This is a genomic window from Marinobacterium stanieri (assembly GCF_900155945.1).
Classification (GTDB): Bacteria; Pseudomonadota; Gammaproteobacteria; order Pseudomonadales; family Balneatricaceae; genus Marinobacterium; species Marinobacterium stanieri.
This window is the reverse complement of the sequence record NZ_FTMN01000014.1, coordinates 1-15,937: the sequence shown is the minus strand read 5'-3', so window position 1 is coordinate 15,937 and position 15,937 is coordinate 1. Positions and strand designations below refer to the sequence as shown.

Genomic DNA, 15,937 nt, shown 5'->3' with positions numbered 1-15,937 from the left:
GGAAGACGGTAATGTTGAAACGAAAAAAAGCTAAGTCAGATAGCAGTGCCGAGCGAACCCCTAAGGTTGCCGGCTGCCCAGTTTTAGGCAATCTGTATCAGCTGGAATCATGCGAGCGTAAGGCGACCCATCTACTCTCCGGGGAGCTGGTTCACCTGACCCTTAACGATACGGTCAGTGACGACAGCTTTGTGCGCCAGCCTGATCGTGTCATGGCACGCGGTGAAGCTGTGCGTGTATGGGTGCATGAGGATGCGATCGAGTGGCAACGTGCAGGTTACAAAGCTCACTTGTCCATCGATACCTGGTTGCGTTGGGGGCGAAACAACTCCAAGCGACATCCGATTGCGCTAGTCACGGGTACACCAGTCACAGACGGTACCGAGAAAACGATGGTGCAGGTACTGGTGTTTCGTGAAGGGAAGCTGGTTTCCATCTCTGAGAAATTCCTTCCGTTCCTTGAATCAACACGGTTCATGCAGAGCATGGTAGGCCTACTGGGTGAAGTGAAGTCGAATAACCGTGCAATTGACGAAATTTACATTGCAGACCCCTTGCCACAAGTGGAGTCAGCGAAGCATTTGGGCTCCCTCCTGCAGGAGGTTAGGACAATTGTTCGACGCCCATTGGTGGATCCTACAAAAAAGCGACTGATGCCGATGCTTTCACTCGCAGCGATTCTGGCTGTGGGGGCAACGGGCTGGCTGATGGGGACCGTGCTGCCCTGGATCAAACTCAGCACCCTTCAAGCGGGATATACGGTTTTGAACAATCAGTTGGGTGCAGCTGAAGTCTCTCAGGCTCGTTTGGACCTTCTTCAGCAACGCCGCTTCTTTATGCAGGAAGTCCCGCCCCAGGTGAAACGGACTCAGAAGCTGATGGACGTATTGCAGCATAGCGCCGCTATGCCTGCCGTTCTGATGCGCCAGGTTCGTTTGGATGATAAGGGCGAGATGGAAATGACCTTTGCGCTGGTGAAAGAGGCCACGCCTGCGACCCTGCAGGGCAAACCGATAGTTGCGGAAATGGCAAGTCGTTCGGGTGTCGCATTGCACCTATCTTCAAAAGGATGGCGTGAGTTGGAAATTAACGGCCGGGGTATGCGCCAGTACGTGATTGAGGGGAATATCGATGACAGCAAATCTAAGTAAATCACGTATCTATCTGCTGGCCACGCTGATTGCGATGGTCATTATGCTGAAAGGCGGGTGGCAGAACTTCAATACGCTAACCGACAAGGTAGAGCAGCAAGAAAAGCTCTATACCGTTCTTGAACGTTGGCAGGCATCTTGGCTTGCTCTCCGTCCGGTTGAAGAACAATACACCAATACGTACCCGGCACTTGAAGATCTTCCCGATGGTTTGGCTCTGTACCAGCTCTTGGACCTGGGCCGGGATGGGCTGCATGTAAACCTGGATGAACTGATCACCAAGCGTGTTCAGCAAGTCAGCCGAAACGGTATTCCTTTGGGTCTTCAGAAAATTTGCGTCAGTGGCCGTCCTGGTTACGTGACCGCGACTGCCGGAACCATGGACCGATTGTTGTCTGGCCTGCAGGCACTGGCCCAGCGCCCGGAAATTCGACTGGGCGCGTTTGAGATCGGAACCAAAGACAAGGGTGTCCAGCCGATCATCAAGCTGGAGGAAGTATGTCTGTTGGCACGCGCCTGATTGCGCCCCTCTTGCTTATAAGCGGTACCGCCATGGCCGGTGACGTCGCCAAGGTCGCCGACTGCATAAACAGCGCCAGCGATCGATACGGATTGCGCCCCATGTTGATTGCCTCAGTGAAAATGCAGGAATCAGGTCAGTCACTCAACGGAAGCATCCTGGGTGACAACGGTGAAAGTGTGGGGCTCATGCAGATCAACAAATGGTGGTGGCCGCGCTTGGATGAATTTGGCGTGAGCCGCGAACAGCTTCAGGACCCCTGCACGAACCTACATGTAGGGTCCTGGATTTTGGCGAGTGAAATTGCTCGTCATGGTATCCCGAATGGCATTGTCAGCTACAACACTGGCTGCTGGCCCTGTCGTTCAAAAGCAAAACGAGAAGCTGGAGAACGCTACGCACGGGAAGTGGTAGCACGCTGGCATAAACTGGAGAGTAAGCAATGGTAATGACACTGAAACGGACTGCTCTTGCGCTGGCAATGGCAGGTACTTTGAGTCTGGGTACTGCTCAGGCCGAAGGGCAGTACAACTGGGAAGTTCAGGGAGATGACTATGTTGGTCAGGCTGATCTAGGCAGTACGGGAGACTTGTCTGCTTTAGAGGTATTGCAGGGTTCAACAGAAGGTGCGCTTGGCAGTACCGCAAGAAATGCTCCCGTTATTGTGGTCCAATCAACTAGCTCAACGAGTGACATATGGGGTGGGTGCTATTTATTCGCAAACGCGAGAATTTTCTACCACTCACCAGCAAACGACACGACAAACTATAAAAACGATGCTGTTGGCTGTGGAACTATATCGGATGGAAAGTTTACAGGATACTACGGTGATATAAGGGCAATGATGCAATTTAAAACAGGAGCACCGTATACCAAAGTAAATAAAGATGCTGACGCATACCTAAGGATATATGCGTGTAAAAGACCAGATAAGAAAATGTGCGGCTACAATTCATCCTTAGGTAGTAAGCCGACTTTGTTTATGTCAGCTAATTCTGGCTCCAGTTATACGACCTTTATGTTCATAGGTGAAGATCTAGTGTTAGACGCAGAGGCTGTCTTGCCAATGCGCTGAATCAACGGGTTGGTGGTAGGCGCTCGTAAAATAAACGGCGTAAATATTTAAATTGATCTAGTTTTCTTTGCTGGTGCTTTGCTGAAGATGGCTCAAGAGCAGTAACAAACGGTAGAACCTGCTGATATGCGTTGAGCTCATCTTCGATATTTGCCATGCCATTTTGGGATGCGTTTCGCATATATAGTGTGTAAACGCTTCCCAGTTCTGTTTTGTCATCAATAGTCAGCGTAGGTATCAAGTCTGAAACTTTTGTCTCAGGCCAACTCGGATCCCCGATGTAGGGGCGTCGATATGTAATCCCATCTACGTAATATCCCCCGTGTACCAACGAATCGATATGAATCAACTCGTGTAGGATCGTAGCTTTCAGTTCGATTGGTCTTGTGAACCCTTGATTAATTGCATACCTCTCAAGCGGTTTGATCAGATGAGGGTACCGACGATACAGCGCCAGCAGATCAGGCCGGTTTTCCATCAGCCATTTGGCACCTTGTTGCTCTTTGGTGAGAGGTACTGCGTCAGGATCCGCATGGGTCTCTATGCTGTTCAGCAGGCCAACCAAGAGTATCCCCAGTTGCAGGAACGATCGCAGTTTAAGGCGGAAATTACGGGACATGAAAAAAGCGGCCGTGTGGCCGCTGAAGAGGGGTCCCCTGGCACGGGGAGACGATGAATCGTGATTGCATGGCATAAGTCAGTATAGAGACATAATTCGATATATAAAATTATGTTTCTTCCGGTGTGTTTAGTACGGAGACGGCGGCTTTCACAAGGACATCGAGTTCGCGCAACCGGGTAACTTTGCTGCTGATTGCACACTGCTGAACGTTGTATTTGATTTCCAGCTCGCGCTGGCGAGTACCGATGGTCAGGTACTCTTTTGCAGCATCGAATACCGGTTTGCTGCGTGTATCCTGCTTGGCCATTTTGATCAAAATATCGATGTACTCGGGATCTTCTTTGCCTTTTGAGAGCATGGGCAACGCCTGGTTGAGATCGATGGTGTTGGGATAATTATATAGCCTAACAATAATATTCGACAGACCAATCCTCTATTTATACCGGTATCTCCCATTCTTGCCTGTAAACCTGGCGAAACCTCCGAACCTCTGCCACACCTGTATAACCGCTTTTGCTTGTCCCTTTATGTGTGAGCCCTGTCTGTACTGTCCACGTTCATGTTGGTGTCATTTCATAATGATCCCTACATGTAATGGGGCCTTAATTGTATTGGGCTCAAATGATGTGCGCGCTTCCCGGGAGAGGTAGTTAGTCCAGGGGTTGAACAGTGCGAGATGATGGGGCATCGTTGCTGGCAACAGGTCTTAGGGAGATACCGGTATAAATAGAGGTATTACTTGCCTTTGCAAGGGTAAAGGCTTTTCGTATAATAATCTAATACGAACTATTACCGGGTGTAGATATGGTTCAGATTAGCGACATTGTGGATACGCTCAATGAGCTGTTCCACCATACGGAAGTCCTCAAAGATTGCCTGCGCCAGAACACGCGTTATGTGTGGTTCGATGGCCTTGATCCGGAAGAAGGTGATAGAGGTACATTCCAGCCGGCAGACGAGCAGACGCTACAGCATGCGATTGATGCCCTGACAGCGTTGGAAAACACGACCGGCCATGATGGCCGTGCTACGTTAAAGCTTAGAGGGGTGCTGTTGTGCGAACCGGTTTGTATTGAACTGGCCGAGACCGTTAATCGCACCCGAATCCAGTTGCGGGGGCAACTGGAAACTCTCTCGAATGAATCCGGGAAAACGAAATCCTTTATTACCAAGCTATCGCAACACTCAGACGTTCGCGCCGTACTCAGCCGTGCCGGCGTTGGTCGCCTAAACAATAAAATGGCGACTCGTGCGATTCCTATCTTGCCTGCTGCAGCCATGCGGATCTCCTACCTGGGGAAGCTATCACCCAGTATGACGCTGATCGATCATCAGCAAGCGGAAGAGTTGATCAAGCCCTACCAGTCCACACAAGCGCAGCGTGACCGGGAAGCACTGGCCAAGTTGACCCCAGGAACACCTCTGCTGGTGCTTAAGCACTATACCCAGCCGGTGATTAAAGCGAATATTTTCATGCCGGCCGAATTCACCGGTGAATTCCATAAGTGCATTCATGCTTCCATCCCCATTCTGTGCCCGTTGCCCGAAGAAGGGCAGCCTTTCCCCAAAATTCATAAAGGTGGCTCGCGTGCCAAAGCAGAGCGGTCCGATCGTCGGGTAGCCCGAAAACCCTACTTGCCGTCGATCCGGGCTTACCTGTATGAAGACGATGCCGATCACCTGATGACGGAGTAAAGCTGCCTATGAACGCCCCCAACCGCCTTCCCCTTGATGAATTGTCTTCTAATCGATACAGTCTTGTCCCGGTTGAGGATTGCCACGGCAATACCGGCCGCTCGGTAATGATCTGTAAAGACGGTATCCCGGTTGCGGGGCCTTTTCCCGCCCAAGGGGAAGGGGCAACCGTCATGTGCCCACATCTGGTGGTGCGCGATGGACGAACAGAATTGTTTGATGTGGCGAATGATAGTCCGATCGATGAGCACGCAGTCGCGCTCATGACGATGTTTCAAAGCGCTGGCATGGCTCCCAAATAAATACCTGGAGAACATAGTGGAAATTCGATCATTACGCGAGTTGGGCCAAGTCAGTCGGTTCCCGAGTCACGACCCGGACCAGTTCTTCCTGGTAGTTAACCATGATGGGACGATCCATTACTCATCTGGGCCCAAGACTCGTGAGCAAGCGCTGCAGTTTATGCAGTTCCTGAAAGAGGGCTATGAAGCCAGCCGGCAGATGCAAGCGAAAGCTGTGAAGGCGGACGAAGACCTTTTGGCGGCTCCTGCTTCGCCACAGATGCCAGCCCTGAAGCGTAGCGGCGAATAGCACCATCAAGCCGTAAAGGGGGCATCATGGCGCCCGGTGTTGTTTTCAATCCATCCAAGTACAGGTCGCAATATGGACAAGGATCTGCAGCATGTTGAATCGATGAATCGTAGACCTTGCTCAGGAGTTAAGCAGGCTTCTCCTGGTACGCCCATGACGGGTAGGGTTCAGTGGTTCAGCGAGGACAAGGGATTTGGCTTCCTACTCTGCGAGGAAGGCACCAAGCACTATTTTCATGCCGCTCACGTTAATGGCTTTGAACTTCCACTTGAAGGCGATCAGGTCATGTTTCACTCCCATCAACGTGGGAACAAGGCACCCTTAGCTAGACACTTAACGATCGTACGCTGTTCCGATCGTCAACAACCATCCATGTCGCGTTCTGCTCCCAATACACCCGCGCAATCCAAAGCGTATCGACTGACCAGCTCAAATACCCAGCCCCCACGCCGCGTAACCAAGCTAGCGCATTGGATGCTTACTAAGCTGCTGCTGGCAAAAGGGCGCTGATTACAATTCACTACCCAGAGCATCTAAAACGTAAGCAAAAAAAAACCGCCGTGGTCGCGGCGGTTTCTCCCAGCAAGCACTTGGTCATAGCACTGTCTGTAGTTCATGTTCCCATGAACCTCTTAGCTGAGATCAGTATAACCAGTTCTAACGCTAACTTGAAGTCTCTAACGCTTTCTAACGGTGCTCTAACGCTCCCTGATAGATACAGCCCCACAACATACTCCGCAGTAAAGTGGAATTATGCGCCTCGTGCATAATACGAGTGGTAAATATTCTTTTACATTCAAATACTTATGGAATATTATGATCGTGTCTGCTAATAAGGCCGTTATTCCGAATTCAGCCCTCGCCTCGGTTTGGTCGCCGGCTGGCGCAGCGAGGGATTATCAACGGCCATGTTCTCATGAACCTCTTAGCTGATGCCTTGACCGAGTTAGGCCAGTAATCGGAAAGGGGTGGCCTTCACATTGGAGGCTTTGTATGGACGTTATCGCCATACTGACCCTGGTGGCCACCGTAGCGCAGCTTGCAGTTTCGCTGTATCAGGTGATCAACAGAAAGCAGTAGAAAACAGAAGGGCGCCCTCGTGGCGCCCTTTCTCGTTACTGAGCGTTCTTGTCATGGAGTCAGTGTAGCGCTGATTCGAGTTTTACTGTGCAGGTCACTGTCTAAGGGTAACTGTGCAGCCTCAATTTGCTGCTGCAGGGACTCACGGCCGTGGGCTGTCAGGCACGCTGGTGAGACGTTTTCTAATTGCTCCAAGACAAGCCCCGGATCTTGCCCATGCTCTCTGATACAGGCATTCACGGTATCATCCTGAACTTTCAGCCAGTTCACCTCACGAGCATTCCCGCCAGCAGCTGCCATGTCTTCAATAGCGAGGGTAGCCAGTTCATAGAAAGTATTCTGGGCTGGTAGTTTTTGCTTTAACGCGGGGACTGCTTTAATTCGATCTTCAAAGGCTTCCTGGTTCTCCAGGATGTCTGATGCAAGACTGTTGAGACTCAGGACGAGGTCATCCAGCTCCAATCCCTCTGGTACCAGAACGTCTTCAGCGAAATCAGCCTCATACGTTGAGCTTAGTGCTTCAACATCGTTTGAGAAATCAGCGAGACGCTGTGCATTGGTAGGGCTGAATGCAGCTGGGAAATGTCGGGCCACGTAATCGAGATCAAATAGATCACGAAACTTGGCTCGTGGCTTCGGGCCATCATGCGCAGCCAGCAGCTTCATATTGATGATGCTGCCGATTGAAGCCACAGAGATACCATGGATGGTACGGGCTTCGGTGTCTTGGGCTAATTCGCGGTGAGATACTTCGACTTTCAGGCTTCGGGGACCAACTGGCGACGTGTATTTGATTCGGTACCGAGATGTTGTGTCGGTGTCCTTTTGAGTAGTGACCTCATTCAGTTTGAAGCCTGCAGGAATGGAATGCTTAAGCGTATTTTCGAGCTTCAGCTTGGTGGAGCAATCGAAGTCTAGGTCTTCGCTGAATCTATCCAGCCCGTAACAGAGAAACAAGGACGTGCCGCCTTTGAGTATGACGGGCTTATCATGCTGTGCCAGGTTACTCAGCACCTTTTTCATTACATCAAAATGAGCGTGTTCTTCCGGGGATAGATGCAATCTGGAGTTTAGCTGCTCAATTTCCATTCCTGTAAACGCCTCCATTGGTCAGGTTCCAGCTTGTCCTTTGCATAGGACAAGAGTGAATACACCTGCTCTTTCTGATCCTGGGTGTGCATCCAGTCATCGAGATGTATATGGTCCAAGGGCTGGTTGCGCTTGGTCGCCACTAATACTAAATCAGCGATGGCCCGTGCATGAGATGCCGCGTAGATCCTGGGGCTCTCATGAGGAACCAACATGCTTTCTACAATTGCTGTTACGTCTTCAATGCCGGCTTCACCCAACCACGGCCGGGTGTCCTCCTGGCAACCGTCACCCATGAGAAAAGTACGCGGCTGGCGCGAACGTGGTGTGAAGGCGCGGGCAAAATGCCAGTCTCCAGTACCTTCAGGCCTTGGTATATTAAGCGCGGCTATGCCACTGATGTACTGTCCTGCAGGCGTAGCTGGAACAACGACCTGGGGACCTGCAGCACAAGCACGCCTGTCCCGTTGCGCTGCATGAGCGGATCGGGGGGATTGCTTGTTGTATCTCTGATCGCAGTCAGGTTTCTGCAGAGTACCCATGGCACACACCGGCTTGGAGGTCTGTTTGTATAAGGGCATTATATAACGTCAATGGCAAGGGCATGAAACTGGGCTTATTTAATGGAGAAGGCGGCTGATGGAAAGGCAAAGCGACTATTCGCGTTTTCAGGTTCAGTGCGTTGACTGGCTGACAGGAGAAGAGGGGCAGTATCTCAGCGTCTACCTGGAAGACATTGGTAGCCAGTCCCAAAAAGAACTCCAGCGCCTTCGTAATGACATCACCACGGTTAATCACCATAACAAGCTGGTGGAACAGGGTAAGTTACCTGGTCCTGTAAAAAGCCCTCCACTTAGATGTTCATTCTGCTTAGAGCCATTGCTGATTCGCACTGCAACCAACTCTACAGACCAGTACCCTATCCACGACCGGCTCCGTGAAGGAGTTTCATCCGACTGCCCTCAACGATCGGGTACCACGCTGCCTGCCTGGCTCTACCGCGCAATCCAACACCAAGGCATACAAGAAGGTGAAAAGCATTTCAGACTTAAGCATTTGCTGGCGCAGCTACTCACCAATGACCCCAATATTGATCGTCAAAGTATCCAGATTGAAAGAAGGCTGAAAGGGTTTGCGGGACTTTGGAGAAAGCCAGATGTGCAGGCCTGGTTAGCATCAGCCAGCACCCAAGTAGCGTTTGAAATTCAGGTTTCTCCGGAGTTGCCATACGCTATCGCGGCACGCCAGTACTTCTACAAGCTCCAGCCCAGCTTGGGGATCCTTTGGATTCTGCACGAGTTTTCGCCGGCTCACATGAATCAGTCGCAGAAGGACATACAAACCCAAAACGAAGACCACATGTTTGCTCTGACTGATACCTGTGCTGATGAGTCCCGGCGACAAGGGAGACTGATCCTGGAATGTTGGCTTCATCGTCCCTATAGGGACGGTAATGTTCTGAAGTATACCTGGGAGAGCCGATTGGTTGGGCTGGATGAGATCTCGTTTCAGGAAGGACGTGCCGTTGTCGATGATTTAAAGGCTGAAGAACAGTTGATCCTGGAAGAAATTGAGCTCAACAAGGAACGTGCACGTAAAAAGGAACAGGCACGTAAAGCTGCAGTGGCGAAAGAAGTGTCAAATATTGCCAGGCCAGAGCCGTCATTGCCAAAACCTCAGCCGGCACCCGATAGCTTTATGAAGAAATGGCAAAACGTAGCCTGGCGCATTTCGTGCCTGCTGCCTGACATGATTTGGCCCTACCTGATTCGGGAACTGGATAATGGATATCCAGCTTACGGTCAATCGTTATCGGTTCCGGGGATTTGGCTTCGCTGCAGAGGAATAGAGCTGTCGCAAACCCAGATTCCTCCATTTGTGCTTAAGGCACTGAGAAGTGCCAATCAGGACAAGCCTGAATGGGATGCACAGTCATGGCCATGGATAACGAATGAAATGGCTAAAGGTTGCAATCGCAGGTGGCTTGGCCCGTTTCATAATCTGTTAAATCAGTCTGGCCGCAGTGACTCTATTGCTCGACAGCGTAACTACCATACTTACCGCGCTGCAATTTTAGATGTTAGACAGCAAGGTATCGTACTCAATGAACATGAGAAGGTGCTGATCAAGTCGATCTGCCCGGAGCTAAACATTCCCCCGCCACGCATCATGGCAACCTTATGGAACGGGCATACCACAGTCGGGTACCCAGTTTATCAAGTGGATACACCCTTTGAAGGCGCACTTCTGGCTCCAGACTTCGCTCAAGAGCAACAGAGTTTCAACTTGGAAGGCATTGAAGAAATGATCAATGCACGAATCACAGAACGGCTGGACTACTCCAGAACGATCCCTATGCCGATGTTGCCTTGGGACGATCCATGGCCAAAACACTACGTAGTTGGTGGGTCGGAACAGTTGAGGGAAAAAATGTTGGAACAGTGGTGGTACCAGCTCCATGGGATCGAAAAAGAGCTGATGCTGATATGAATGTCCCTTTTAGGGATCATCCCGAAAAGTCCATTTCGCTCAAGCTATAAAGAGGTCACTGGAAAGAAATAATAGAGTGAAGGATGGAGCTGCAACGGCAAACTGGATCAGCAAGAAAGGGGTGTGCTTGCCCACCCCTTTTCGCCTACGAATCGTTAAACCAACGTACTCAGCAGAGCAACGGCTTCATTGGCCAACTTAACCCACGTCAACGCCAGAACACTGAGCTGCGTAAGGGTAGCAGTGATCTCTTTGAATTTGATCATTGCGACTTCCTCAGCGGTTACGCACCGCATCACGGAAGCTTTAAGCTTGCAGACAAGCCGCCTTTATACTCATCCACTGGGCCTTCGTACACCACGTAAGAAAACCGACGCTACCACTTCTTAACCAAGGCGTGCTGAGCCGTCGGCACCACCCGTTACAGTCAGCAGGTCAAATCTTTGCTCGCCAAAAAGCGGTAGCGGTTTCTTACCCCGTGATAACCGATATGATGAAAATAATCGTGTGAAATGTCAATTGGTTATATGCTTAAATGCCTGCTTGCTGTTCCTGCAAGCTCAAAGTGACTGTGGGATAGGGCTTTACAATTAGAGAAGTGAATGCTTATACTTGTTTCACCACGTAAGAAAACCGGCGCGTAATTGATACCACTCTTTTACATGCTCTGATCAGAGCTAGCCACCAACTAGTTATGATCGCAATTGACCGCCATAGTGCGGTTTTTTTGTGTCTATTGCCCCTCATTGCTCATTGAAGAGCCTAGTCAAAGCGAAGACCTTCAGGCCTGATCAGATAAAGCTAAAGGCTAGCTTTGCGAACATGATTTCTCTTGGACTAACACCAAGCGGCCTTGGCATACGGCATGAGGGCTACTCAAGTCCATGGGATTTCATGAAGCGAGTCACCTTCTCTCGTATACGTGTTGTTTCAATATCAATTCGATCAAGACGAATCATTGTCACCCAAATCAAATAGAACAGCTGAAGGGAGATCAAACCCAATAAGACGGCTATAACGATCAAGACATTTTCCATAAAGCCTCACGTATTTATCGGTAGTTGAATGAGCGCATATTACTTTCGATTTATCTCCCTCATGATCCCAGATAGATCCAGCCCGAGGCTGTCAGCCAATCGTCCAACATCACTCGGAGGCGCAGGAGGAGCGAAGCTGTTCGCTTTCTCAGCTTTCTTGGCAGTAGCCATGATTTCTAACTGAGAAACTATCGTATCCAATTGCTCAGGCTGTAACGACATCAAAAAATCAACAGAACGCTCATCGTGCATCTTTGATCACTTCTCCCAGGTTATGAGTCTGCTTCATCACTATCTTTAGAATCACCCTTTTGTTGCGACTTATACTCAGCAATTAAGTCTTCCCGTTGCTGGCGCAGAAGATCTGACATCTCATCTTTCATTTCGTTTTTAAATGATTTGAGCATGATCCGGTTTTCCTGAGCCTCAGCTGAAGAACGCTGCAGCTCATCCTTAAGACCATTGATCGTTGCTTCTGCCTCCAGCAGCTCACCACGCAGCTGGGCCAGCTGAATTTCTAGCCTTTGTTTGTCGCCGGCAAGGCTGCTCATTGCATCGATCTGTTGAGCAATCGTCGATTCACTCTCCTGAAGAGACTTCTGTAATTCGAGAACCTGGTGAGCCTTATCTTCTACTTCAGACTCATTTCGCTCGAGTGTAGCGTGCATTTCGAGTCGCTCGGCGCGTAGGCTTCTTCGATCTTCTTCCACGGCACGTTGTTGGTCAACAACGGTTTCCTGAGCGGCAAGCAGCGCATTCTCCCACAACAATTCAAGTGACGTTTTCAGGGCTGGCGGCATTGATGCCGGGTAAACGCTGTACTCTTCCTCATCCCTCCATTCGTTGATGTATTTCTGCACGGTGGCATCACTGCCAGCGGAAATACCAGTGTGGGTACGAACCGTTCTAATCGTTGCATGAATCCCTTGGGTCTTAAGCTCACGGCAGGCTTTGAAAACAACGGTTTTATCCCAGTACTGGCTAGTACGGCCTTTTGGCCGAGTTTCTTCGCTCATGGCACTCACCTCATTCATTGCGCCCCCTGCCCTGTTCTCTGCAGATTCTGGCGCTACAGCTTTAACAAATAATAGTATGTATTGGTGTATTACACCAATACATATAAAGAATAGATAACTGTAAAGATTCAAAAATCTTAATAGTAATGTGCTAATCTCAATCGGAACCGAAGTTGAAGCTGGTAGATGCTGGCTGCCAAAACAGAAAGGAAAGGGCGATGATCGAGAAACACTGCCGCGAATGGATGGACCATGAAATCAGCCTGGCGCAGATGTCGGCTAATGAATGGCAGCTGGGGATGGATGACGCCGGATCACCGGTCGATCAACACTGGTTTTACCTGGTCGATACGCTGGGGGGCAGCATACAGGCGATGGGCGTCAATCGCGCCAGCTTCGACAAGCTTGGCCAACTGAACTCAGGTGCCCGGATCGCTCCGGAGGAATGCGCAAGCGAGATCGTTTCACGGGTACTTGGCGTTGAATCCCAAACTAAGGAGGGCCAGCGCCTGTTGGCCGCGGCTATCACTGCGTATATCCCGCAGACCCAAGCCTATCAGGTATGGCTGGCGCATGCTGGCGAAAAGGATCAGATGCACTTCATTCTGATGATCTATCCTGGTGGCGTACTGCGACCCCAGCCGATCCTATACCCGGGCGCCATAATTCCAGTGCCTGAGCTAATGGCCAACCTAGAAGCAATTATGTCTGCCGACAAAGCCAAGCATCCTGAATGGTTCTGATATGAGTGGGCTCATCACACAAGCGCATCGCCAGTTGCAACAACTCGGAACCCAAAATGGACTGACCGCAGAGGGCGAGGGCGCCAAGCCTCTATTGGACGCTCCATTGAGAGGTGAGCGTAACCCGGCCAACGTATACCTCATGCGGTATGGCGGTACCACGGCCGTGACTTACCGGAATCGGTTAAATCAGTGTGCGGCCCGGCTAGGTGCGCCCAATGGGGATTATGAATGGCTCAACTGGGCGGAGTTCAATGCCCATCGAATTCAGGCAATGCTGCAGGCACTATACGAGCCCTATGTTGAGGACGGCGATTATAAACGCCGATCACCCAACACTATGAATGGGCTACTGGTTACATTGAAAGGCGTGATGAGCCAGGCATTTAAGATGGGATGGATCAATCGGGATACACACGAAGGCATCAGCGACATTAAAGCCTTCAAAGTGAGGTTGGAGCTTGCAGGCCGTATGGCCGATTCTAACGAAACCGCAGCACTGGAGGCCGGTTTCGATACTGTAGCCGAAACACACCCCGCCAAAGCCGCTCGCGACCGGGCTATATTCCGTTTGGCGTTCCTGTCCGGGATTCGTCGCCATGAATTCTCGCTGCTCAACCTGGACAGCTTCAAACCGCAAACAGAACAAATCACCGTACTGGGAAAAGGGGGCAAAATTGCTACCCTGGAGCTGGCGCCGGAAACAACTGAGGCCATATTGGCGTGGCTTCAGTACAGAGGGTTTGAACCTGGTGCACTGTTTACGGCGGTAAGCAAATCTGACAAACCAATACTGAGTCGTCGGATCTCACCATCTGGCATTGGCTACCTGTTCAAAGCTTATTGCCAGAGGCTGGGCATCAACAATCTGACACCACATGATTCCAGACGCACCTACTGCTCGAACGTGCTCGACGTGCCTGGTATAGACCCTAAAACTGCAATGGACATGGCGAGGCACAACTCATTCGATACAACCGCCCGATATGACAGGCGTGGCAATGAGAAAAGAAAGCGTGTTGCTGCTAAGCTGAGCATGCAAATTAACAAACATCAAAAAGATGATCCGTAGAAAAATCTACGGATCAAATACACCCTACACCATTTCACGTAGACTCATAAGGTAGTCAAAATTATCCGATGTGTATTTTCTAACATATGCACTGTTCAATTGATAAAAATCTGATGCTGTCTTAGGGATAGAGTTAAGCTCATCCATTTTATAAATGTATTGTTTTATCAATAAGCTATTTGTATCCCAGAATTCATGTATGCTATCTGATTCTTTATGAAGATTTCCATTATCTAGTTCGGCAATATCATTGCCATTTTTGAAATTATTGATCATCATTTCTAGTGAAAATCCTGAACTAGAAAGCAACGAGTTACTTTCAAAAGCATTATGCGCACTATTTTTTAAAACCGTGTACTGATGATAAAGTTCCTTTTTGAACTCTGAATATGCTCCATCAGCACCAAACCACTTTTCCAGTTGAGTCGTATCGCCCTTCCCGGCCCAGCTTTGAGATGAGTTTATCTGGATATTGTAAAGTTTATCAGTTGGATTGTTATATGTTGAAGTGCTTTCATAAATTAAAACATTGTCATTCATGTTAAAGGTTGACGAAGTAGAGGTAAATCCACTTGATTGACTTGGGTCGATGGGGTGGTTAGCCCAGTCAAACTCCATCTCTTTGACAAGAGACTTAAGCTCTTGTGAAAATTCAATATTTTTCTTTTGCCCCCAAGCTAAAAGGTCTTTTGGAAAATCAACGAGTTCGTCTTTTAATCGTTTTGCTTCATAAATAGCACCACGATGATCTTCAATGAAGGTCTGAATCTCAGAATCCTTACTGGCATCCGGAAAACAATTAAAAACATCAGAAAAAGAAGCAGACCCTGAGTATTCTTCACTAAACTTGCGTGCCAAATTCAAATATGACTTCAGATAGTCATCAGCAGTTGCTTGGCGTTCATTAATGAATTGCTCGTGATATTGAGCAGCACTGTTTCCAATTGAGTCATCTAAAGCGGAATAGGCGCTCCATTGCGATTGAGCTTTTTCGCTCCAATAATCTATAGATACGCTATTAAAATCAAGCCTAGTTGTTACCGTGGTATTTTCACCAATTAGTCCATCAGAAATAAGCTTGTTTGCTTCATTCCTTACAGAATTAATTGCAGAGAAATTCTCAGGTGCTGGCCTGGAGACATATGAATTGTAAGGATTAGCTGATCCAATATTTAATGACATTTACATTCCCTCGCTTTGCATTTATAAATCGAGAATGCAAGTATTGAGCCAGCTTTAATTTCAATAGAATCATAATGTTACAGACAAAAATGGCAAATTCTTGCCGTCCTAACTTAGTGCGCGGCAAGAATTTGCAGTAGAGCAGGGGGGGGAATTCGTTATGATTTATCTATGCATTGCATCAAAGAAGATTTATTGCATCAAAGGATGTACCAGTCGAGTCAACCAAAAACTCAACGAAGTAATCACCTCCAAGATAGAAATTCTCAATATAAACCAAGTCATCAACAAATCCATCTTGTGCATCAGCTACATCATAGAAAACGATATCGTTCCCATCCTGGAAGTAGCCAATTTCTGAAAATGTTTTATCAGTAAACTTCAATACATCATTACCACCTCCAAAGCCTCCCCCAGTCGAAAGGCCGAGATCTTCATTAATCGTGGTAACACCTGAGTCGGAATTGAATTTAACTACACGGGAATTCAGATAATAAGTGCGACACTCATGGTTGAACGGCGAGAGGTAGCCAACTGCTGACAGTGGTACGCTTCATCTCGCCAAAGGTAGAAG

At 49.1% G+C, this 15,937-nt stretch carries 19 protein-coding genes; 11 read left to right on the top strand and 8 right to left on the bottom strand.

Going from position 1 to position 15,937, the window contains the following annotated elements; genetic code table 11:
• Positions 1-11 precede the first annotated feature (11 nt).
• Genes BW956_RS21000 through BW956_RS20985 form a run of 4 tightly spaced genes read left to right on the top strand, consistent with a single transcriptional unit; the run spans position 12 to position 2,746 of the window.
• A complete protein-coding gene (locus BW956_RS21000; protein ID WP_076466232.1) occupies positions 12-1,151 on the top strand; it encodes a hypothetical protein in 1,140 nt (379 codons plus the stop codon).
• A complete protein-coding gene (locus BW956_RS20995) occupies positions 1,132-1,671 on the top strand; it encodes a hypothetical protein (RefSeq protein WP_076466229.1) in 540 nt (179 codons plus the stop codon). The genes BW956_RS21000 and BW956_RS20995 overlap by 20 nt, the downstream gene beginning before the upstream one ends.
• Positions 1,650-2,120, top strand: coding sequence for a lytic transglycosylase domain-containing protein (locus tag BW956_RS20990; RefSeq protein ID WP_083703184.1), 471 nt, complete (start codon positions 1,650-1,652; stop codon positions 2,118-2,120). The genes BW956_RS20995 and BW956_RS20990 overlap by 22 nt, the downstream gene beginning before the upstream one ends.
• A complete protein-coding gene (locus tag BW956_RS20985; RefSeq protein WP_076466226.1) occupies positions 2,114-2,746 on the top strand; it encodes a hypothetical protein in 633 nt (210 codons plus the stop codon). Before BW956_RS20990 ends, BW956_RS20985 begins: the two co-directional genes overlap by 7 nt.
• A 1-nt stretch (position 2,747) precedes the next feature.
• Here the strand turns inward: BW956_RS20985 and BW956_RS20980 are convergent, their stop codons facing one another.
• Both BW956_RS20980 and BW956_RS20975 read right to left on the bottom strand, forming a co-directional pair.
• Entirely contained in the window at positions 2,748-3,365 is a 618-nt protein-coding gene (locus BW956_RS20980; protein WP_076466223.1) for a hypothetical protein, read from the bottom strand.
• Positions 3,366-3,474: 109 nt separating this feature from the next.
• A complete protein-coding gene (locus BW956_RS20975) occupies positions 3,475-3,726 on the bottom strand; it encodes a hypothetical protein (RefSeq protein WP_076466220.1) in 252 nt (83 codons plus the stop codon).
• Positions 3,727-4,172: 446 nt separating this feature from the next.
• Here BW956_RS20975 and BW956_RS20970 point away from each other — a divergent pair, with 446 nt between their 5' ends.
• The 4 genes from BW956_RS20970 (at position 4,173) to BW956_RS20955 (ending at position 6,164) form a co-directional block, all read left to right on the top strand.
• Entirely contained in the window at positions 4,173-5,063 is an 891-nt protein-coding gene (locus tag BW956_RS20970; protein WP_076466218.1) for a hypothetical protein, read from the top strand.
• 8 nt (positions 5,064-5,071) lie between these two features.
• Positions 5,072-5,365: a hypothetical protein gene (locus tag BW956_RS22350; RefSeq protein ID WP_139327265.1), complete on the top strand. Its 294-nt coding sequence runs from the start codon at positions 5,072-5,074 to the stop codon at positions 5,363-5,365.
• 16 nt (positions 5,366-5,381) lie between these two features.
• Positions 5,382-5,654 (top strand): hypothetical protein, encoded by a 273-nt coding sequence (locus BW956_RS20960; RefSeq protein WP_076466213.1) that lies wholly within the window; start codon positions 5,382-5,384, stop codon positions 5,652-5,654.
• A 72-nt stretch (positions 5,655-5,726) separates the two neighbouring features.
• Positions 5,727-6,164 (top strand): cold shock domain-containing protein, encoded by a 438-nt coding sequence (locus BW956_RS20955; protein ID WP_217695160.1) that lies wholly within the window; start codon positions 5,727-5,729, stop codon positions 6,162-6,164.
• A 621-nt stretch (positions 6,165-6,785) separates the two neighbouring features.
• On the opposite strand, the gene BW956_RS20950 is transcribed toward BW956_RS20955, so the two are convergent.
• Positions 6,786-7,823: a nucleotidyl transferase AbiEii/AbiGii toxin family protein gene (locus BW956_RS20950; protein ID WP_175612058.1), complete on the bottom strand. Its 1,038-nt coding sequence runs from the start codon at positions 7,821-7,823 to the stop codon at positions 6,786-6,788.
• Positions 7,805-8,365, bottom strand: coding sequence for a hypothetical protein (locus tag BW956_RS22345; protein ID WP_139327264.1), 561 nt, complete (start codon positions 8,363-8,365; stop codon positions 7,805-7,807). The genes BW956_RS20950 and BW956_RS22345 overlap by 19 nt, the downstream gene beginning before the upstream one ends.
• A 97-nt stretch (positions 8,366-8,462) precedes the next feature.
• Here BW956_RS22345 and BW956_RS20940 point away from each other — a divergent pair, with 97 nt between their 5' ends.
• Positions 8,463-10,313 carry a DUF6035 family protein gene (locus BW956_RS20940; RefSeq protein ID WP_076466205.1) on the top strand — a complete coding sequence of 617 codons (1,851 nt, stop codon included), beginning with the start codon at positions 8,463-8,465 and terminating at the stop codon, positions 10,311-10,313.
• 1,076 nt (positions 10,314-11,389) lie between these two features.
• On the opposite strand, the gene BW956_RS20935 is transcribed toward BW956_RS20940, so the two are convergent.
• Positions 11,390-11,602 (bottom strand): hypothetical protein, encoded by a 213-nt coding sequence (locus BW956_RS20935; protein WP_076466202.1) that lies wholly within the window; start codon positions 11,600-11,602, stop codon positions 11,390-11,392.
• Between the two features lie 20 nt (positions 11,603-11,622).
• On the bottom strand, positions 11,623-12,366 hold the full coding sequence (locus BW956_RS20930; RefSeq protein WP_175612057.1) for a DNA-binding protein: 744 nt from the start codon (positions 12,364-12,366) through the stop codon (positions 11,623-11,625).
• 218 nt (positions 12,367-12,584) lie between these two features.
• Here BW956_RS20930 and BW956_RS20925 point away from each other — a divergent pair, with 218 nt between their 5' ends.
• The gene (locus BW956_RS20925; RefSeq protein WP_076466197.1) at positions 12,585-13,109 is read left to right on the top strand and encodes a hypothetical protein; all 525 of its coding nucleotides are present in this window, start codon (positions 12,585-12,587) and stop codon (positions 13,107-13,109) included.
• Between the two features lies 1 nt (position 13,110).
• Positions 13,111-14,181, top strand: coding sequence for a tyrosine-type recombinase/integrase (locus BW956_RS20920; protein WP_076466195.1), 1,071 nt, complete (start codon positions 13,111-13,113; stop codon positions 14,179-14,181).
• A gap of 24 nt (positions 14,182-14,205) precedes the next feature.
• On the opposite strand, the gene BW956_RS20915 is transcribed toward BW956_RS20920, so the two are convergent.
• Both BW956_RS20915 and BW956_RS22340 read right to left on the bottom strand, forming a co-directional pair.
• Entirely contained in the window at positions 14,206-15,363 is a 1,158-nt protein-coding gene (locus BW956_RS20915; protein ID WP_076466192.1) for a hypothetical protein, read from the bottom strand.
• A 181-nt stretch (positions 15,364-15,544) separates the two neighbouring features.
• Entirely contained in the window at positions 15,545-15,748 is a 204-nt protein-coding gene (locus BW956_RS22340; RefSeq protein WP_139327263.1) for a hypothetical protein, read from the bottom strand.
• Positions 15,749-15,937: the final 189 nt, after the last annotated feature.

Excerpts from the sequence above, each read along its gene's own strand:
- BW956_RS21000 (WP_076466232.1), top strand. The coding sequence starts at position 12 with ATGTTGAAACGAAAAAAAGCTAAGTCAGATAGCAGTGCCGAGCGAACC.
- BW956_RS20995 (WP_076466229.1), top strand. The coding sequence starts at position 1,132 with ATGACAGCAAATCTAAGTAAATCACGTATCTATCTGCTGGCCACGCTG.
- BW956_RS20990 (WP_083703184.1), top strand. The coding sequence starts at position 1,650 with ATGTCTGTTGGCACGCGCCTGATTGCGCCCCTCTTGCTTATAAGCGGT.
- BW956_RS20985 (WP_076466226.1), top strand. The coding sequence starts at position 2,114 with ATGGTAATGACACTGAAACGGACTGCTCTTGCGCTGGCAATGGCAGGT.
- BW956_RS20980 (WP_076466223.1), bottom strand. The coding sequence starts at position 3,365 with ATGTCCCGTAATTTCCGCCTTAAACTGCGATCGTTCCTGCAACTGGGG.
- BW956_RS20975 (WP_076466220.1), bottom strand. The coding sequence starts at position 3,726 with ATGCTCTCAAAAGGCAAAGAAGATCCCGAGTACATCGATATTTTGATC.
- BW956_RS20970 (WP_076466218.1), top strand. The coding sequence starts at position 4,173 with ATGGTTCAGATTAGCGACATTGTGGATACGCTCAATGAGCTGTTCCAC.
- BW956_RS22350 (WP_139327265.1), top strand. The coding sequence starts at position 5,072 with ATGAACGCCCCCAACCGCCTTCCCCTTGATGAATTGTCTTCTAATCGA.
- BW956_RS20955 (WP_217695160.1), top strand. The coding sequence starts at position 5,727 with ATGGACAAGGATCTGCAGCATGTTGAATCGATGAATCGTAGACCTTGC.
- BW956_RS20950 (WP_175612058.1), bottom strand. The coding sequence starts at position 7,823 with ATGGAAATTGAGCAGCTAAACTCCAGATTGCATCTATCCCCGGAAGAA.
- BW956_RS22345 (WP_139327264.1), bottom strand. The coding sequence starts at position 8,365 with ATGGGTACTCTGCAGAAACCTGACTGCGATCAGAGATACAACAAGCAA.
- BW956_RS20940 (WP_076466205.1), top strand. The coding sequence starts at position 8,463 with ATGGAAAGGCAAAGCGACTATTCGCGTTTTCAGGTTCAGTGCGTTGAC.
- BW956_RS20935 (WP_076466202.1), bottom strand. The coding sequence starts at position 11,602 with ATGCACGATGAGCGTTCTGTTGATTTTTTGATGTCGTTACAGCCTGAG.
- BW956_RS20930 (WP_175612057.1), bottom strand. The coding sequence starts at position 12,366 with ATGAGCGAAGAAACTCGGCCAAAAGGCCGTACTAGCCAGTACTGGGAT.
- BW956_RS20925 (WP_076466197.1), top strand. The coding sequence starts at position 12,585 with ATGATCGAGAAACACTGCCGCGAATGGATGGACCATGAAATCAGCCTG.
- BW956_RS20920 (WP_076466195.1), top strand. The coding sequence starts at position 13,111 with ATGAGTGGGCTCATCACACAAGCGCATCGCCAGTTGCAACAACTCGGA.
- BW956_RS20915 (WP_076466192.1), bottom strand. The coding sequence starts at position 15,363 with ATGTCATTAAATATTGGATCAGCTAATCCTTACAATTCATATGTCTCC.